The sequence below is a fragment of the Prevotella marseillensis genome, from assembly GCF_900625065.1.
In the GTDB taxonomy this organism is placed as follows: domain Bacteria; phylum Bacteroidota; class Bacteroidia; order Bacteroidales; family Bacteroidaceae; genus Prevotella; species Prevotella rara.
The window spans coordinates 61,963-81,769 of sequence record NZ_UYXY01000001.1; the positions used below are offsets into that span (position 1 = coordinate 61,963).

General features: G+C 46.2%; 11 protein-coding genes. 4 read left to right on the forward strand and 7 right to left on the reverse strand.

Annotated features, from left to right (window positions below; genetic code table 11):
- Window positions 1–10: 10 nt before the first annotated feature.
- From EJL04_RS00260 to EJL04_RS00270, 3 genes are all read right to left on the reverse strand, one after another.
- Entirely contained in the window at window positions 11–1,657 is a 1,647-nt protein-coding gene (locus tag EJL04_RS00260; protein ID WP_021853299.1) for a fumarate hydratase, read from the reverse strand.
- Window positions 1,658–2,419: 762 nt separating this feature from the next.
- On the reverse strand, window positions 2,420–3,532 hold the full coding sequence (locus EJL04_RS00265; RefSeq protein ID WP_125103807.1) for a hypothetical protein: 1,113 nt from the start codon (window positions 3,530–3,532) through the stop codon (window positions 2,420–2,422).
- 6 nt (window positions 3,533–3,538) lie between these two features.
- Window positions 3,539–4,699 (reverse strand): S1C family serine protease, encoded by a 1,161-nt coding sequence (locus tag EJL04_RS00270; protein WP_125103808.1) that lies wholly within the window; start codon window positions 4,697–4,699, stop codon window positions 3,539–3,541.
- A 381-nt stretch (window positions 4,700–5,080) separates the two neighbouring features.
- On the opposite strand from EJL04_RS00270, the gene nhaA reads away from it, so the two are divergent.
- Complete coding sequence (nhaA, locus tag EJL04_RS00280; protein ID WP_125103809.1) at window positions 5,081–6,409, forward strand: Na+/H+ antiporter NhaA; 1,329 nt, start codon at window positions 5,081–5,083, stop codon at window positions 6,407–6,409.
- A gap of 251 nt (window positions 6,410–6,660) precedes the next feature.
- On the opposite strand, the gene EJL04_RS00285 is transcribed toward nhaA, so the two are convergent.
- From EJL04_RS00285 to hflX, 3 genes are all read right to left on the reverse strand, one after another.
- Window positions 6,661–9,567: a M16 family metallopeptidase gene (locus EJL04_RS00285; protein ID WP_053397440.1), complete on the reverse strand. Its 2,907-nt coding sequence runs from the start codon at window positions 9,565–9,567 to the stop codon at window positions 6,661–6,663.
- Between the two features lie 68 nt (window positions 9,568–9,635).
- Entirely contained in the window at window positions 9,636–11,462 is a 1,827-nt protein-coding gene (locus tag EJL04_RS00290; RefSeq protein WP_125103810.1) for a DUF4954 family protein, read from the reverse strand.
- Window positions 11,463–11,474: 12 nt separating this feature from the next.
- Window positions 11,475–12,719 carry a GTPase HflX gene (gene hflX / locus EJL04_RS00295; protein WP_125103811.1) on the reverse strand — a complete coding sequence of 415 codons (1,245 nt, stop codon included), beginning with the start codon at window positions 12,717–12,719 and terminating at the stop codon, window positions 11,475–11,477.
- Between the two features lie 1,210 nt (window positions 12,720–13,929).
- Between hflX and EJL04_RS00300 the strand changes: the two genes are divergently transcribed.
- The 3 genes from EJL04_RS00300 to fucO all read left to right on the forward strand — a co-directional run bounded on the left by EJL04_RS00300 (window position 13,930) and on the right by fucO (window position 18,437).
- Complete coding sequence (locus tag EJL04_RS00300) at window positions 13,930–15,894, forward strand: glycoside hydrolase family 97 protein (RefSeq protein ID WP_125103812.1); 1,965 nt, start codon at window positions 13,930–13,932, stop codon at window positions 15,892–15,894.
- A gap of 225 nt (window positions 15,895–16,119) precedes the next feature.
- The gene (locus tag EJL04_RS00305) at window positions 16,120–16,938 is read left to right on the forward strand and encodes a KilA-N domain-containing protein (protein ID WP_021853923.1); all 819 of its coding nucleotides are present in this window, start codon (window positions 16,120–16,122) and stop codon (window positions 16,936–16,938) included.
- Between the two features lie 344 nt (window positions 16,939–17,282).
- Complete coding sequence (fucO, locus tag EJL04_RS00310) at window positions 17,283–18,437, forward strand: lactaldehyde reductase (protein ID WP_125103813.1); 1,155 nt, start codon at window positions 17,283–17,285, stop codon at window positions 18,435–18,437.
- A gap of 90 nt (window positions 18,438–18,527) precedes the next feature.
- On the opposite strand, the gene EJL04_RS00315 is transcribed toward fucO, so the two are convergent.
- Window positions 18,528–19,796: a BaiN/RdsA family NAD(P)/FAD-dependent oxidoreductase gene (locus tag EJL04_RS00315; protein ID WP_125103814.1), complete on the reverse strand. Its 1,269-nt coding sequence runs from the start codon at window positions 19,794–19,796 to the stop codon at window positions 18,528–18,530.
- Window positions 19,797–19,807 lie beyond the last annotated feature (11 nt).

Below are 19,807 nucleotides of genomic sequence, written 5' to 3' on the forward strand. Positions count from 1 at the left end.
GAAAAAATTATTATTTACATGAAGGAGTCCACGGCTTCAGCTGTTTGAAGAAGTCGTTGCCTTTGTCGTCAACGAGGATGAATGCAGGGAAGTCTTCAACCTGAATCTTCCATATTGCCTCCATGCCAAGCTCAGGATACTCAACGCACTCGATGCTCTTGATGCTGTTCATAGACAGAACTGCAGCCGGGCCGCCGATGCTTCCAAGATAGAAACCGCCGTGCTTCTTGCAGGCGTCGGTAACAACCTGTGTGCGGTTGCCCTTTGCTATCATTACCATAGAGCCTCCGTGATCCTGGAACTCGTCTACATACGGATCCATACGGTTGGCTGTTGTCGGGCCCATTGAGCCGCAAGGCATTCCTTCCGGAGTCTTTGCCGGACCGGCATAGAGTACGGGGTGATCCTTGAAATACTGCGGCAGATCCTCGCCTGCGTCAAGACGTGCCTTCAGTTTGGCATGTGCTATGTCGCGTGCAACGATGATTGTTCCGTTGAGGCTGAGGCGTGTAGATACAGGATACTGTGACAGAATCTTGCAAACCTCGCTCATTGGCTGGTTGAGGTCTATCTTAACGGCGTTGCCTTCGCCAGCCTTGCGCAGCTCTTCAGGTATCAGCTCGCCTGGGTTGTCGTCAAGTTTCTCAATCCATATACCGTCCTTGTTGATCTTAGCTTTGATGTTACGGTCGGCAGAGCAGCTTACGCCAAGACCGATGGGGCATGATGCGCCGTGGCGCGGCAGACGGATAACGCGTATGTCGTGAGCAAAGTATTTGCCGCCGAACTGAGCTCCGAGTCCAATCTTGTGAGCCTCCTCGAGCAGCTCTTTCTCCAGTTCTACGTCGCGGAATGCACGTCCTGTCTCGTCGCCTGTTGTAGGCAGGTTGTCATAATAGTGAGTAGAAGCCAGCTTAACTGTCAGCAGGTTCTTCTCAGCCGATGTACCGCCGATAACGAAAGCTATGTGATAAGGAGGACAAGCAGCTGTGCCGAGAGTCTTCATCTTCTCAACCAGGAACGGAACCAGCGTGCCCGGGTTCTGTATTCTTGCCTTTGTCTCCTGATAGAAATATGTCTTGTTGGCAGAGCCTCCGCCCTTAACCACGCACAAGAACTTATACTCGCAGCCCTCAGTGGCCTCGATGTCTATCTGTGCAGGCAGGTTGCAGCGTGTGTTAACCTCCTCATACATGCTCAGCGGAGCATTCTGAGAGTAGCGCAGGTTCTCTTCTGTATATGTCTTGTATACGCCTTTCGACAGAGCTTCCTCGTCGCAGAAGCCAGTCCAAACCTGCTGTCCCTTCTCGCCGTGGATGATGGCAGTACCTGTGTCCTGGCAGAAAGGCAGCTTGCCCTTGCATGCAACTTCGGCGTTGCGCAGGAAAGTCAGAGCTACATACTTGTCGTTGTCGCTTGCTTCGGGGTCGTTAAGTATCTTGGCCACCTGCTCGTTGTGAGAGCGGCGCAGCAGGAAGTTAACGTCGCGGAAGGCAGCGTTTGTGAGCATGGTCAGTGCTTCGGGGCTTACCTTCAGTATAGGCTTGCCTTCAAACTCGCCTAATGACACTCCCTCTTTCGTGAGGAGATAGTACTCTGTGTCGTCCTTGCCCATCTGGAACATCGGGGCGTACTTGAATTCTGGTGTTGTTGCCATAATGTTTTTATTTTATATAACAGTTGTTCGTAAGTCGCTTTTGTGGCCGTCTTGCGGTCTTTCCGGCTAAGGCTGTCGTATGTGTTTTCATGCCGTGTCAGCAGCGACAGTGTCGCGGCATGGTGTTTGACTGCAAAGTTATATAATTTTTTTGAAACCCCATTCTTTATTTCTGCTTTATTAAGTCCAAAATGTTCATTCCGGCGCAATGTTCACATTATTAAATCTTTTTACCCTTTTTTCAGTTTTATCCCTTTCCGGCGTTCCGTAGCATCGCATTTCTAAAGGAATCTCTTGCGCAGGAGTCAGCCTGAGTATGTTCGCATGAGCGCACTTGCCTGGCGGATCGTAATGACATATTTAGGCTATATGAAAATCTTTGAAATAAGACAGTTAAATTACAAGGGCGAAAAATTGAAAGTAAAATATATCCTTATGCTTAATGTCTGCGTAAAAGAGAAATATTATCAACCTTGATTGTAAGCAAAATGTGTTGTGTAAGTTTCAAACTGTTAACCTATCGTTTTTGAGTCGTAACTCGGCCACTTTTGTATCAAAAGTGACCGAGTTTTTAGTCGTAAATAAGTTAGTTTTTAGACTAAAAGGGTATCTTATCTATTATGATAAAAGTTGGTAATTTCCGTTTGATATTTATTATGGGATAAACAATTTTAATGTCATTTCGGTAGTTCCTCTACTTATATATGGTTAAGTAAATAGAAATAATAAAAACACATCAAAGAAATACTAGATACCAATAGTTCAAAAACCCAATTTCCTGTTCATACGACCAATTTTAAATCTTTTTGACAAAATGCTATCAAAATATAAATTAGGAATCTTTTGCCCGGAAAATTGAGGTAAAAGTTGATCAAGAAAACTTAATCCTATGCTGGAAAGTGTTGAGATTGTCCCAAGTGGTAAAGCTAATGATGCACAACTAACAATGGCCCATCTAAACCATTTTTCAATTTGTTTATTATTTGAGTATCCATTTAATAGAGCAGATTCTAATTCTCTAACATTATAATTGTGACTTTCCAACCAAGAAGTAAATTTTCCAAAAGCAATATTATCTCTAACTCGAATAATATCTTTCATTGAAATTATCTTATTAAAATATAAAATTGATAAATCTGGAATTTTTTTAGAATGAAGAACTTGGTTGAAATATTGAATAATACTGTCATTATAAATGTCACTTTTATAAAATAAGTATCGTTTTGCTTCCTTTTCAAGTAAAATCTCATCTGTCTTTAATTGTTTAGACCATTCTAAACTTCGTTCAAACAAGCATAATCTTACAGCAGACCAAGTGTCATCTTCATTTGAAATGGATGTAATATTTTCAGATTTAATTTTCAAAAGAGCGCGAATTCTATCATTGAAAGAAAAATCTTCATACATATTTTCTTGTGCTATGTAGTCCCAATAGTTAAATGTATTTGAATCGGAAGTATTGCATACGTTCTTTAAAACAGAGTTTATAAAATGTGATGCCTCAGAACCTTTGCGCTTAAATAGGCGAGAGCAAATCTTGTCTTGATATTGCTCTTGATGCATATTCATATATAAAACAGAGTCTCCGTTATACATAAAAGCTGGTACCCACCAATTGTCTAAAATCACAATTTCACCTCTATTATAAAGCATTCTGAATGCATCAAATCCAATACATTCAATCATTTCTTCTATTGAGTCTGTTCTAATGAAGAGTTTGTCATGTGTTAATAATATAGAAATAATTCTATTTAAAAAATATAGTTTTTCTGGTGTAGATATTTCAGGAAAGACATGCCCATGCCAACGGTCATAATATAAACCATCAGAAAATCTATTTATACGATAACTAAATTGATCAAATAATACAGACATTTTTATCTATTTATTTCTTGATGAACATTTAATAAAGTATACAAAATTTTTCAAACTCTTTACTTTTTCTGTTAATGGTAGTCTAGATATTCGATTGTTATTTGGTAATATTGAAGTAGAAATAGAACTTTCAATTAAATTTTTCAAGTAAGATGTTTTAATGGCATAACCTACGTTTTCAGCACCTTCATGTTTTGCATTTACAATACCAATGAGATTTCCATTCTTGTCAAATAAAGGACCGCCACTATTACCTGGTTGAATAGGTGCTGAAATCTGATATAAAGACACATCACCTTGAAATCCAGTTTTTGAACTTATAATTCCTGTTGTTAATTTTATCTCATCTCCCATAGTGCTAGTTAAAGGATAACCTAAAACAAAAACTTCTTCACCTACTTCAGAGACAGATGTTTTAACATTATATGGTATAGCACCAAAACCATTAAATCTATTGTCTGAAATTTGTAATAATGCGAGATCGTTATACTTATCCGTAGCTATAACTGTTACATTATATTTTTCCTGAAAGTTACTGCTTACACCTTGAACGGATATTGTCTTAGCATTTTTAATTACATGATAGTTTGTTACAATATATCCGTTTTGAAGAGCAAAACCAGTTCCAGACCATTCTTGTATCTCTTTTTTGGAATCTCTTTCTACATATACCTCTTTTGTTGGAAATATCTTTGTAGCAGTTACACAAACTTGCATCGATGCACTATTATTTGTTATTGGGTTTTCTTTAATGAAGAAAGAAAAGAAATCTCTCATTTTAAAATTTGTCATATGAGATTTTCCCTGACGATCCAAACGGTTAAATTTATAATATCCAGAATCTCCCAATTTACTGATGTCGCCAACAAGCCCTTCTAAATCTCTAGAAAAAGAATGTATAAAAAAGACTTTTTCTCCATCTTCTTGGGAAAGAAATTTAATGATACACTTTAAATGCTGTGTAAATGTTTCATTACCTGCATAATTTGACCAAATGTTATAAGTGATATCAAAATCGTATAAGCCCTCTATTGGATCTAACGACTTAGCATTGTCTCTAAAATAAGATATAAAATTCTCTATTTGTGAAGAATCCTGTGCAAATAGTCCTTGGGTTGATATTAGTATCAACAAGAGAAAAAATACAAGTTTCTTAATAAGATTCATTTTTATAAATTATCAGTTTTGTTTATATATATTCGTGAATATACAACCACATATTTATTTGGAAGTTATAAGAAACCTCACATACAGATTAGTGATAACAGCTCTCGCAGTATGTTTGTTAACCACTATGCCATCTGAGTAAGAAATTTGAAAATTTCCTACGTTTTCAAGTACAAGATAAGCATAACGCTTCTTCTTTCTAACATGTCTTGGATAGAGTTTTCTCAATCCGATGCAAATTTACAAAAAAATAATAATCATTCTATTATTATGGAAATTTTTTCAATGTTTTTCCGTAACTTTGCCCGCATGGATAACAGCCTCTTTTGCGTCTTGCAGTGTATAGCCGCGGCAGCGTGAAGAGATAAACATTTTTTAGTTATGATGAGACAATATCAAGACACAATCAACCACAGACTGATAATGCCTTTACAGCATTTCATCAATCAGGAAAAGTCGGGCGGAATAGTGCTCGGCATCAGTATTGTTATTGCCCTTGTGCTGGCAAACTCTCCTTGGAGCGACAGCTATTTTCATTTCTTTGAACATAAGCTCGGCTTTGTGTTCAACGGCGACAACTATCTTTATTACAGTCTTCACCACTGGATTAACGACGGACTGATGTCCATGTTCTTCTTTGTGGTAGGTCTGGAACTTAAGCGCGAGTTTATTGGCGGCGAGCTTGCCGACGTGCGCAACACCATATTGCCTATCGGTGCGGCCGTGTTCGGAATGATAGTGCCTGCCCTTATATATTTCTCTCTTAATGCCGGAGGCGACACGGCGAGCGGGTGGGGCATACCGATGGCTACGGACATAGCCTTCTCGTTGGCCATTCTTTATGTGCTTGGCAGCAGGGTGCCGTTGTCTATCAAGGTTTTCCTTACTACACTGGCCATTGTCGACGACCTCGGGGCGGTGCTTGTCATAGCGCTGTTTTATACTTCTGAGATTTCGTTCGCGAGCATAGCCGTCGGCGTGGTGTTCCTTCTCGCCATGTTCATTGCCAACAAGCTGGGCGTTAAGAATGTTATATTCTATGGCGTGCTGGGCATCGGCGGCGTGTGGATAGCCTTCCTCATGTCGGGCATACACGCCACTATCGCTGCCGTGCTGGCGGCATTTATGATACCGGCCGACGCACGCATATCAGAGCCTGTGTATCTGGCGCGCGCCTCAAAGCTTATCAACCAGTTCAGAGAGGCAAAGCCTAACGACGTGTCTACGCTCGAGCATGAGCAGGTGGAGATAATAGACCGCATGATGAGCGACTCGCGCGACGCCATTCCGCCGCTTCAGCGTCTTGAGCATTCTATGCATCCGCTCGTGTCGTTTGTCATAATGCCGATATTCGCGCTTGCCAACGCCGGCATATCTTTCGAGGGCATAAGCTTCGACGCCGTTATGGCCAACAACGTTGCGCTGGGCGTAATGCTTGGTCTGCTGATAGGCAAGCCCGTGGGCATTGTGCTGTCAACAGTGCTGCTGACACGCCTGAAGATTGCAAAGGCGTCAGACTCGATGACGATGCGCCGCCTTGTGGGCGTGGGCTTCCTTGCCTCGATAGGCTTCACAATGTCTATGTTTATATCTACTCTCGCCTTTGTAGACGAAACTTTCCTCATTCAGGCAAAGCTCGGAATATTTGCCGCCTCGATACTTGGCGGAGTGCTGGGCTACATACTGCTCAGAGGCGGGGAGCAGAAGTGATGTTTATATTACGTATAAAACGATTGGGCGCGCTGCATAGATACAGCGCGCCCAATCGTTTTTTGTTAATCCTAAGTTTGTTTGTGGTGTATATAATTTTGCCGTCTTGGGTGTAACGTTATGAGCCCTTTTGTCGGTTTATGAGCCGCCTGTTGACGGTTGCTCTTGATTTATGCAAATAAGTAATCTTACAGTCAGTCTGATTATGATACAAAACCGCCCGGAACGTGTGTCCCGGGCGGCGTTGTGTATTAATATCCGAAGATTTCTTCAGTTGTAAGTCTCTTAACAGGACCAATCTTCTCAAGAGCCTTCATGTCGAGCTGTTTCTCATCGCCGAGAATCATGTAGCGGTAAGGCTTGTTTGCCATGTTCTCTTTTTCAAACTTAGCAACATCCTCAAGTGTCAGTGAGGGCACAGCCTCATAAATCTTCTTGTTGATGTCGTAGTCGATGCCGAGGTTTTCTGCGTTGATGTATGCGTTGAGAATGCCGGTCTTGGTTGTGCGTGATGTGGCAAGACGCTTCATCAGTGCCTGCTTTGACAGCTCAAATGCCTTTTCTGACTGCGGCATGGTGTCCAAAATGCTGTTGAACGTGTTGATGCAGTCCATCATCTTGTCGTTCTGTGAGATGATGTATGTATATGCAAATTCAGTGTCGTCCTTGTAACTTGGTGTGCCGTACATTGCGAAAGCGCTGTAGGCAAGGCCGCGTGCCTCACGCAACTCCTGGAATACAACGGTGTTCATGCCTCCTCCGTAATATTCGTTGAACAGTGCAGCTATCGGCTCCTGCTCTGCGTTCCATGTATTGCCCTCATTGTGATACTGAATCATGTATATGTTCTTTGCGTCATAAGGAGCGATGAGCACTTCGTTCTGAGCAGTCTGCTGCAGCTTATAAGGCTTGTTCTGCGGCACGTCGGCAAGCTTCTTGGCTGTCTTGTGCTTCTTGTTGATAGTGGCAGTAAGAGTCTTCAGGTCCATCGGGCCATAGTACAGAATGCTGTGCTTGTAGTTTTTCAGGTCTTTTATCATGTCTACAAGTTTCTGCGGATCCATCTCCTTCAGTTCTGTTGACGACGGCATATTGCGTGCACCATTGTAAGGACCGTACATTCCGTACTGCTGCAGTCTGTTGAAGTTCACTCTCTGGTCGAGTTTATTGTCGGCGCGCGACTTTTCAACAATGCCTACATATTTGTCATAAGCCTCCTTGTCAACCTTCGCATTGGCAATGAAGTCTTCCATGAGTGTCATGGCTTCGGTCATATTCTCTGCCAGACCGCTGATGCTTACCTGCAGGGTTCTTGAGCCTACGTTGATGCTGTAAGAGCAAGCCAGCTCGTAGAACTTCTGTTTCAGCTGCTCGGCAGTCATCTTGTCTGTGCCGAGATAGTTGAAGTATTCAGTAGCGTAGGGCAGCCACTTGTTGCTTGTCTCGCCGAATTTGTAGTAATAGTTCAGCATGAAGCGGCCATTCTCGGTGTTCTTTACGTAGAGCACTGGCAGGCCTTTCTTAGTCTCGCCCTTTGTAAGATCCTTGTTGAAGTCAACAAATTTAGGCTGTATGGGCTCTGTCTTAGAGTTTACGATTTCTGTAACAAATGCGCTCTGCAGGTCGCGGTTGGTAGGTATCGCGGTGATATGCGGCTTGTCGATCTTCTTGATAGATGTGTCTTCGCCTATACGTTTGTAAACGGCGATGTAATTATCTTTGAAGTATTTGTTTGCAAAGTCTACAATCTGCTGCTTTGTTATTTTTGAAATTCTGTCGAGTCTGCCTACCACGTCGCTCCATTTCTGGCGGTTGATGAAGGCGTCTACATACATATTGGCACGTCCCTCGTTGCTTTCAAGAGTGTTGTAGAACTGCAGTTTCTTGTTGTTGATGACGGCCTTCAGCAGGTTCTCGCTGAACTCGCCCTTCTTTATCTTCTCAATCTCACCCAGGAGCAGCCCCTTGACGTCGTCGAGCGACTGACCCTCCTTGGGGAATCCGGCCATTACGAATCCTGAATATTCAGCCAGCGGATAAGTGAAAGCACCGCCGCCGAGCCATTTCATCTGCTGGTCGAGGTCGAGGTCCATCAGTCCGGCCTTGCCGTTAGACATCATGTCGCAGATAACGTCGAGTGTGTCGTTCTGGAAAGATGCAGCCTTGTCGAATCTCCATGCCATGTATATGCGCTCAGACTCCTGGCCTACTACGGTTGTGTCGGCCGGTGCAGTGCGTTCAGGTATAGGCGCATATTCGGGCTGTGAGAGGTTGGGGTTGGGCTTCCATGTGCCGAAATATTTGTCTATTATGGCTATTGCCTTGTCCGGATCGAAGTCGCCGGCCATGCAGATAGCCGTGTTGTTTGGCACATAATAGCGGCTGAAGTAATTCTTGATGTTTACTATCGACGGATTCTTCAGGTGCTCCTGTGTACCGATAGTGGTCTGTGTGCCGTAGGGGTGTCCGGGGAAGAGCATGGCGTTTAAGGCTGCAAACAGCTTGCGGTTGTCGTTTCCGAGGCTGATGTTGTATTCCTCGTATACGGCTTCAAGCTCAGTGTGGAATCCGCGTATAACCATGTTCTGGAAACGGTCAGACTCTATCTTAGCCCAGTTTTCAAGCTCGTTGGCAGGTATGTCCTCAACGTAGCATGTAACGTCGTTGCTCGTATAGGCGTTGGTTCCCTCAGCACCGATAGACGACATCAGCTTGTCATACTCGTTGGGGATGAAGTATTTGGCTGCAAGCTGCGACAGACTGTCAATCTGCTGATAGTAGGCGCGGCGCTGAAGAGAGTCTTTCAGAGTGCGGTAAACCTCAAAGCGGTTCTGTATAGAGTCGAGCAGCACGGCCTCTTTAGCAGCGTCGATGGTACCGAAGTTGCGTGTACCCTTGAACATGATGTGCTCAAGATAGTGGGCCAGACCTGTCGTCTCAGGCGGGTCGTTGCGGCTTCCGGTACGCACAGCGATATACGTCTGTATACGCGGCTTCTCGTTGTTTACTGACAGATACACCGTCAGACCATTGTCGAGGGTGTAAATCCTTGTGTTCATCAAATCGCCCTTGACGGTTTGATACTTGTATTCCTTGGCTGCGGCCGATAGTCCGCACATGAGAAGAAATACATAAATGAATACCTTAAAATTTTTCATTGCTGTTGTTATAATTCAGTTTTTCCTTTATTAGATTTTTTCTTCCGTTATTGTCCGCGCCTTCTCCGTTATTCTTCCTCAAGCTGTGTGATAAACTTTTCGAGCACGGCATGCTCCACATCGCCCATGCTGTATTCCTTTTCGGCGTCTTTGCGTATCTCGCTTATCCATGCCTCCTTGGCAGCCCTTCCTTGCTGTATAATCTGCTCTATGCCGCTTTCGGTCAGGTCGTCAGTGCCGAGTTGTGATGCAATGATGTTGCGTGTGAATGTTATGAGATATTCGCCGTAGCGCTCGTTTACGTTTTTCATGAACATGTCTATGTCGGCAGTGCTGCGCAGATAGCCGTTGCTTATGGCGTTCACTATGTTGCGCTCTTCCTGTTCGGGCAGCAGCATGCCTGCCAGGTCGCCCCATTCGCCCGTGCCGCAGTCGCGTCCTTCAGCCGTAAGGTCGTATCCCGCTGCGACGTCGCCGGCAAACAGCTTTATTGCCATGTCGTAGAGCCGGATGCCGCGTTCGAGCGAGTTGCGGCTTATCTTGCATCCTCCGCAGGTGTAGAAGGCCGTGTCTTCACCTTGAGACTCACGCATCTGTTCAAGAGTCTTCTTGCCCGCCATAATCTCGTTTATGGTCAGCGGACTCAGCCAGTCGTGGTTTATCAGGCTCTTGCGGCTGCTCTGTATTCTCACGTCGCGCCGCGGCCACTTGCGTATGTCGCGGTATAGGCCTACGGTGGTGATGTTTATTCCGGGTACGACGAAGGTCTCCCTTCCGTCTGATATGATATACGAGAACGGCAGGTTCCTCGTGTCGGGATGGTTGGTTATCTTGCCCAGGCACACCGAGAAGGCGCCAATGTTGGCCGGCAGCAGCAGATGAGAGCCGCTTGCCGTCTTTGTTCCGCGTTCAAGGCATCCGTAGTGTATAGGTCCCATCTTGTAGGCATGGTTGCTGAAGTTGGTGGCAGAGCCTGCGTTATAGAACGAGAGCATGCAGCCTATGAGCAGCGTGCTCTTGTGATGACTTGCCGAGAACGGGCCGCAGAAGGCGGCGCACGCCTCGCCGTTGCTCATGTAGCAGTTGGCGAAAAACAGGCTGCTTTCGGCCGTAAATCCGTTTGTTATCTGGCATGCCTCGCCCACAAAGCAGTTGGTTATGTTGGCGCCGTTGAGTACGGCAGAGCCGTCGGTGACGATAGAGTTTTCGCATATAACGCCCGAACCAATGAACACGTTGTCCTCGAGACCCGATGCCAGGGTGCAGTCGCTTATGCGGCTTGCCCCGTTAATCTCGCAGTTGTCGCTGATGTGCGTGTTGGTTATCTCGGCCGTGTTCACTATTTTCACGTTGTTGCCCACAGTGCTTTTCTCTCTCGCCCTGCGTTCTATGTCGTCTTTCACGATGCCCCTTATTGCCGCCGTAAACTCCTTGTCGGCCGCGTTGCGTATCATCAGCGCCGCCAGGTTGCTCGTCAGTCCGCTGAACAGTATGACGTTGCCGTTGCCGGCCTCGTTAAGCACGGATATGGTGTTGCCTTCGCCGTAGGTGGCTTCGGCCGTTGTCTCCATGGTGCACACGTTGCAGATGCAGCATTCTTCGCCTATGGCGTAGTTGTTTATATAGTTGCCAATGTTCTCTATCAGGCAGTTGTCGCCAATGCTCACGTTGCGCAGCGTGGCGTTTCTTATGCCCGAGTGTCTTATAAAGCCGTTGGACACCTCTATGTTCTTCTCGAACACACCCAGAAACACGTCGCCATAGAAGTTGACATTCTTTATGTAAGTAGGCTTGAAGTCGGCCGCAACATTTATGCTTGTCCAGTCTTCAGCCATGCATCCGTTGTCTTCGAGGATACTTATCTCCTCGTTGGTCAGCAGTCTGTATTCGTCCATAGCATTAAGTTTTTATTCTGTCGGATAAAGGAAGTCGTTATAAGGATACTTCTGCACGTGCAGTTCGCGCACCTTATTATATAGTGTCTCTCTCAGCTCGTCAATGTTAGTCTTGTTCTTTGCCGAGATAAACAGACAGCTGTCGTTAAGTTTTGCCATCCACGTCTTCTTCAGTTCGTCGAGCGTAACGTTCTCCTTCGTTGCCGGAGTGAGGTCGTCAGGGTCTTTCTCCACCCATGTGTATGAGTCTATCTTGTTGAAGATTATCATCGACGGCTTGTCGGCGCATCCGAGATCCTTCAGCGTGTTGTCTACAACCTTTATCTGCTCCTCAAAGTCGGGGTGGGATATGTCTACCACATGCAGCAGCAGGTCGGCCTCGCGCACCTCGTCGAGCGTGCTCTTGAACGAGTCTACAAGGTCGGTGGGCAGCTTGCGTATGAATCCCACTGTGTCGGCGAGCAGGAACGGCAGATTCTCAATGACCACCTTGCGCACCGTGGTGTCGAGCGTTGCGAACAGCTTGTTCTCGGCAAACACGTCGCTCTTGGCCAGAAGGTTCATCGTGGTCGACTTGCCCACGTTGGTATATCCCACGAGAGCCACGCGTATAAGCCTGCCCCTGTTCTTGCGCTGTGTGGTCTTCTGCTTGTCTATTTCGGCCAGCCTCTGCTTCAGCAGCGACATGCGCTGAAGGATTATTCGGCGGTCCATCTCGAGCTGAGTCTCACCCGGTCCGCGCAGTCCCACAGAACCTTTTCCGCCGCCCGAGCCGCTTCCGCCTCCCTGGCGCTCAAGGTGAGTCCACAGTCGCTGCAGTCGCGGCAGCATGTATCTGTATTGTGCCAGCTCCACCTGCGTCTTGGCGTTGGCTGTCTGTGCGCGCATGGCAAATATGTCGAGGATGAGCGAAGTGCGGTCAAGAATCTTCACCTTAAGTTCGTTTTCGATGTTGCGTATCTGCTTGGCCGACAGCTCATCGTCGAATATCACCATTCCGATTTCGCGTTCGGCGTCTTCCTCATCCTTTATATATTGTTTTATTTCTTCAAGTTTTCCTTTGCCTACATACGTGGTCTGGTTAGGGCCGCCCACTTTCTGCGTAAACCGCTTTACGGTTACGGCGCCTGCAGTATCTGCCAGAAACTCCAGTTCGTCGAGATACTCTTTTGTCTTGGCTTCGTTCTGTTCCTGGGTTATCAGTCCTACCAGTATGGCCGTTTCGGCTTTTACTTCAGAGATTACAAATTCTTTCATCAGTTGATTTCAATCTTTGATACATAATAAATACAAAGTTACATTTTTTATGTTGAAATACAAAATAAAACGAAACTCTTAACTCTTGCTTAACGTTACGGGCTGTTTAGCGGTGCTGACAAATTGTTTTTATTTTCGTCTAAAAAGTTATAAAATATAATCATATTCCGTAAACGTTTACGTAGTTTTTTTGACTAAACTACATATATTTTTGATTTGTGTCAATTTTTTTGTCTACCTTTGCTCACGATAATAAAGATTTTCAGAATTACATGCTACATTAATACTAAAGACTAAGACATTCAAACAGAAAGAATTTGCTCCGATGTGGTATCGGGGCATTTTTTCGTTTATGCCCCTTTGTGATTCTTTCCGTTTCGGTATAGCCGTGCGACATTAATTGCGGTCTGTCTTGACGCTATGGCGATAAAAGTTTTTTTGTAAAAACTCATCACTCGTCACAAGTGATGTTAATATCCTGACTGTCAGCTTTTTATAGTGTGATGAGTTGCATTTTCAACTCATCACGGCTCATCATGCAACATGTTTTTCGGCCGGTTTTTCATATAATTCAAGTATAATTTACGCCAAAATCAGCCCGTAATGGGAGGCTGTGACGAGTTGAAAATGCAACTCGTCACGCTATAAAGTGTTGAAATACAGTGTCTTATATGCCGATGTGATGAGTGATGAGTCTGTTGAAAAATCTTTTTATCCAAAATAGTTATTAAGATTTTTCCTCATTGTTGTTTCCTGTTGCCGGTTGACAGCGTCTGCGTGCGTGCTGAATTAAGACGCATGCGGTTTGATTGTCATATTGGGGCTATGTTGCTATGCCTCTGCAAAAGCATACCTTTTACGTTGCGATATGTGTCCTTTTGGCATGCAAAAGGTATGCTTTCAGACGCTGATTTGCCACCTTTTGCAGACCGGAAGATGGATGGCGCAGCGTATGGTAGACACTGCCGGGGCTTCCGGCAGCGAGGCAATGTTTTTTATTTGTATAAATTATGTCGATTATGTGTTATCGCGTTTGCAAATATTTTTGTAATTTTGTGGTGCCTTGTCTGCCGTTCCGCTTTTGTGGTGCAGCGTGGCAGCAGACCCTCTGGCCTTGTGTTATAGGCTTGCTGCTGAGGACATAGGGGCAGGGGTGAAGCTGAATGTGGCTTAATATGATTAAAACTGAGAATAAAAAATATAGAGAAAAATGAAAAACCTGTTTATTTTATCATTTGTCTTATTGGCTTCCTTGGGCGCAGATGCGGCCAAGGTGGATGTGAAGTCGCCCGACGGCAAACTCGTTGTCAGCATATCTGATGACGGCGGAAAGCCTGAGTATGAGGTGAATTACGACGGTACGGCCATGCTCGGCAGGTCGGCTCTTGGACTGAAAACTGATGTTGCCGACTTCACTTCGGGGCTGACAATCGTAGATTCTGAAGAAAGCAAGATAGACAAGAAGTATGATATAACGAGGACAAAGACATCGTCTGTGCATTATGTGGCCAACAGGCTCGACGTGGTTTTCAGAAAAGAAGACGGCAAGAAGATAAAGGTTACGTTCTGTGTGTCGGACAACGACCTTGCATATCGCTACACCCTGTTGCCGATAGAGGGCAGCGACTGCCGCTGCGCCGTGATATACAGTGAGGCGAGCAGCTTCAACTTCCCCGAAAACACCACCACATTTCTGTGTCCGCAGATAGGTCCCATGACCGGATGGATGCGCACAAAGCCGAGCTATGAGGAAGACTATACGGCCGACGCGCCCATGAACGTGAAGTCGGCTTTTGGCCGTGGATACACCTTTCCGTGCCTGTTCCGCATCGGCAACGACGGATGGGCGCTGGTGAGCGAGACCGGTGTTGACGCCGGCTACTGCGGCTCACATCTCAGCGACTATGCCGAGGGCCGTGGCTACACGGTGGCTTTTCCCGACAAGGGCGAGAACAACGGATTCGGGAGCGAGTTTGCCGCCATTCCCGTGCCTGGCTCAACGCCGTGGCGCACCGTTACCGTTGGCAGGACGCTGAAGCCTATTGTTGAGACAACGGTGTCCTTTGATGTGGTTGAACCGAAGTATGAGGCTTCAACCGACTACAAGCCCGGCCGCTACACTTGGAGCTGGCTGCTGTGGCAGGACAACTCGATCAACTACGACGACCAGGTGGCCTTCATCGATCTTGCTGCCGAGATGGGCTACGAGTATACGCTTGTTGATGCCGCATGGGATGTCAACATAGGGCGCGACCGCATGGCAGAGCTGAGCCGCTACGCGCAGTCAAAGGGCGTTAGTCTGCTGCTTTGGTATAACTCCAACGGCTTTGCCAACGACGCTCCGCAGTCGCCGCGCCACTGTATGAATACGGCCGTGGCACGCGAGCGCGAGATGAAATGGCTGAAGAGCATCGGCGTGAAAGGCATAAAGGTAGACTTCTTCGGCGGCGACAAGCAGGAGACGATGCGCCTTTATGAAGACATATTGAGCGATGCCAACCGCTACGGGTTGCAGGTGATATTCCACGGATGCACCATTCCGCGTGGCTGGGAGCGCATGTATCCCAATTATGTGGGCAGCGAGGCCGTGCTCGCATCAGAGAATGTATATTTCTCGCAGAGACACTGCGACCTCGAAGGCTTCGAGCTCACCATGCACCCCTTCTCACGCAACGCCATTGGAAGCATGGACTGGGGCGGAGTGATAATGAAGCACCGCATGGGGCGCGGCACCGACAGCGGCAACTATCGCCGCACGACCGACGTGTTTGAGATGGCTACGGCCATAACCAATCAGGCCAGCGTGCAGTGTATAGCCGTTCAGCCCGACAATATCGGCAGTCTGCCGCAGTTTGAGAAAGACTTTCTGAAGACCGTGCCTGCTGCATGGGACGAGACACACTTTATCGACGGATATCCGACAAAATATGTTGTTATGGCCCGCCGCCACGGCAACGACTGGTATGTAGGCGGACTCAACGGCACCGGCAAGCCGATGACCTTGACCGTCTGTCTGCCCATGTTTGCCGGGCAGAAGGTGAAACTTTATGCCGACAACAAGAAGAAAAAGGGCGAGGCCATAGCTTCGTCTGCGCTTAAAACCGTGAAGGTTGACTCTAAAGGCATGCTCAAAGTTACCATGCAGCCTTTAGGAGGCATCATCGTTACTAAATAAGAGTTATTAAATCCGCCGCCGTGCGGCTCTCTGTGCCTGCCCAGACATTGTCCTTGGCAGGCATTTTTTATGTTTTCAAGTGGTTAATTACAGCTTATAAGGTAGAAACATGTTCACAGAATACAATCAGAGTAATCAAAGAATGATATTGAAAAATTGTTCCGGCTGCTATGTTTTCATAAATTATCGTTATCTTTGTGAGGAAACTCAAAAACATTGATTATAATGGTAAAAATAACGGTTCAAAACACACAAATAAATGTTTTTCACAGGGAAGACCAAGATTACATATCCCTTACAGACATGGCTTCAGCAAAAGAAGGCGACAGCAGGTCGGCTGATGTCATTAAGAATTGGATAAGAAATCGTTATACAATAGAATTTCTTGGAACGTGGGAAATTATCCATAACCCAAATTTTAAAGTGGTCGAATTTGACCACTTTAGAAGAAATGCAGGTCTGCCGTCTTTTGTTCTTAGTGCTTCAGAATGGATAGAACGTACCGATGCCATCGGTATTTTTGTTAAAAAGGGACGTTATGGTGGTACGTATGCGCATAAAGATATTGCTTTTGAGTTTGGCTCTGCTATAAGTGTTACATTCAAGTTATATTTGATTGAAGAGTTTCAGCGTCTGAAGACCGACGAACTTCGTCAGTTGGGCTGGTCGGCTAAACGTGAACTGTCAAAAATCAATTACCGTATACATACTGATGCTATCAAGCATAATCTTATTCCAAATGAAGTTACTCAGAAACAAGCAAATGTTATTTACGCAAATGAGGCAGACGTATTGAATGTGGCTATGTTTGGAATTACGGCAAAACAATGGAGAGAAGCCAATCCTGATTTGAATGGTAATATTCGTGATTATGCTACCGTCAATGAGCTTATTTGCCTGTCTAATATGGAGAACCTGAATGCTGTGTTTATAGAACAAGGCATTTCTCAAAGCGAACGGCTTATAAAACTTAACCAAATAGCCATTCATCAGATGAGTATATTGGAAAGTGGTGATAATGGCGAGAGAAAATTATTGAAATAATTGAATGATTGGGTGTCATTGTATTTGTAGACGTTTATGGCTTGCTGATAGTATTTGTTTTCTTTTCATATCCAGAGGCGTAATGGCGCCGTCTGGATAATATGTTGTGATTGTTGTCTTAAAAAATATCAAAGTCTAAGGAAGTTATGTTCTTAGACTGTTTTGACATTCGACAACCTTAATAATAAGTGGCAAGAAATTTTATAATCTTAGTCTTGTGAAAGGTTGTGAAAATTACCCATGTAAAGTTATAAATGTATTATCACACGCAATAATAAAATAAATTTCGTAACTTTGCAAATGAGATTATTAATTACTAACCAATATTCTTTTTATTAAAAAACATGATTAACAGATTTATTCTCAACGAAGTTTCTTACTTCGGAGCCGGTGCACGCAAGCAGTTGCCGGAAGTATTGGCGCGTCTTAATCTTCACAAGGCATTAGTTGCAACAGATAAAGGACTGTTGAAAGTTGGTACAGCAAAGATGGTTACCGACGTTCTTGATGAGGCCGGATTTGCATACGACATATACAGCGAGATAAAGCCCAACCCTACGGTTACTAACGTTAAGCAGGGCGTTGACGCATTCAAGGCGTCTGGTGCCGACTGCATCATCGCTATCGGCGGAGGCTCGTCTATGGACACAGCCAAGGGTATAGGCATCGTTGTTGCCAATCCTGAGTTTGCCGATGTTGTTTCGCTCGAGGGATGTGCACCTACAAAAAACAAGTCGGTGCCAATCATAGCGCTGCCTACAACAGCAGGTACAGGTGCCGAGGTTACCATCAACTATGTTATTATTGACGAAGAAAATCAGAAAAAGATGGTCTGCGTAGACCCCAACGACATTCCTGCCGTTGCCATTGTTGACCCCGAACTGATGTATTCTCTGCCGAAGGGACTCACCGCCGCAACGGGTATGGATGCTCTGACACATGCCATTGAGGGATATATCACAAAGGGCGCATGGGTTATGTCTGACATGTATGAGCTGCAGGCCATAAAGATGATAGCCGAGAATCTGCCTATAGCCGTTGAGGAACCGCAGAATCCTGTAGGGCGTGAGGGCATGGCTCTGGCTCAGTATATCGCCGCTCAGGCATTCTCTAACGTAGGTCTTGGCCTTGTTCACGGCATGGCTCACCCGATGGGCTCGCTCTTTGATGTTCCCCACGGAGTTGCCAACGCACTGCTTCTGCCCACGATTATGGAGTTCAATATGCCTTGCTGCATAGAGAAATATGGTGTCATTGCACGTACAATGGGTGTTGACACTACGGGCATGACTGCCGAGGAGGCTGCACAGGCTGCATGCGATGCTGTCAAGGCATTGGCCATCCGTGTGGGCATACCTCAGCATCTGTCTGACCTTGGCATTAAGGAGAGCGACATTCCCGCTCTCGCCGCTCAGGCCATTGCCGACGTATGTACTCCGGGTAACCCGCGTGACGTTACGGAGGAGCAGATCGTTGAACTGTACAAGAAGGTGCTTTAATTAGAAAAGTATCATAATAATAAAGGAACACCAGGCGCCTGGTGTTCCTTTATTTTGTTTTTTATCCAGCCTGCATTTGTCTGACTGAAACTATAGTGTCCCGTATTTTTCTGCAACAGACTTTGCCGCAACATATCCCATTGTCCATGCCGCCTGAAGGTTGAAGCCTCCTGTTACGGCGTCAACGTCGAGCACTTCGCCTGCAAAATACAGTCCTTCGTGGCTTTTGCATTCAAGAGTCTTTGCGCTGATGTTGCCCAGGGCAACGCCGCCACAGGTAACAAACTCTTCCTTAAACTTGTTCTTGCCGTCTATTCTGTATCTGTCGTTTGTCAGTGTTGCCACAAGGCGGTTGCGGCCCTTGCTGCCAAGTTCGGCCCATCTCATTTCGGGTTTCAGTCCGCTCTGTGTCAGCAGATGCTCCCAAAGGCGGCTGTTTAGGTGTGCAGGGTATATGTTCGAAATCTGTTTCTGCTTGTTTTCTGCAGCCATCTCGCTTATCACGTCTGCCACCTCCGGCTCATTCATGTCGCCAAACCAGTTTATCCACAGCTCCGCCTTGTATTCGGCATCATGCAGAATTCGTGCGGCGTATGACGAAAGGCGCAGAATGGCAGGTCCGCTCATGCCCCAATGGGTAATCAGCAGCGGTCCGGTGGCTTTCAGCTTGGTGCCGGTGAGGCCTGCGGTAACGTCGTTTACGACGGTGCCCATCAGTTTGGTGACATTGTTTTTCGGCAGACATACGCTGAACAGCGACGGTACAGGCTGCACGATGTCGAGGTTGAGGCCCCGCAGAAAATCAAGTCCACTTGTCTTCGGGCTGCCTCCTGTTGTTACCAACACTATGTCGGCATGTTCCTCCGGCGCGTCGCTTCCGCTGAAACTTATACTGAAACGGCAGCCGTCATTGTTGTTTATTTCATTCTCGGAGATGTGTTCAATCTTGCTTACCCTGTGCCGTGTCTTTATCTTTACGCCTCTATGGTGCATCAGCCGTGTTAGTGTGCCGACAATTTCCATGGCGTCTTGCGATACTGGAAACACGCACTGGTCGTCTTGCGTTACGAGTCTTACCCCATTGCTCTCAAACCATCTGAAGGCGTCAACATTACTAAACTCGCGCAGCAGGCGCTTCATCAGTCGTGAACCGCGCGGATAAACAGCCTCGATGCTCCTCACATCCCTGAACGAGTTGGTAAGGTTGCAGCGTCCGCCGCCCGTTACGGCCACCTTTGCCAGCAGCTTGTTTCCGCTCTCATATACGGTTACGCATGCTTCGGGCATGCGCTCTTTCAGGCATATTGCGGCAAAGCATCCCGCCGCGCCGCCGCCTATTATGGCAATCCTTGTTGTCATTATGGGCTTAT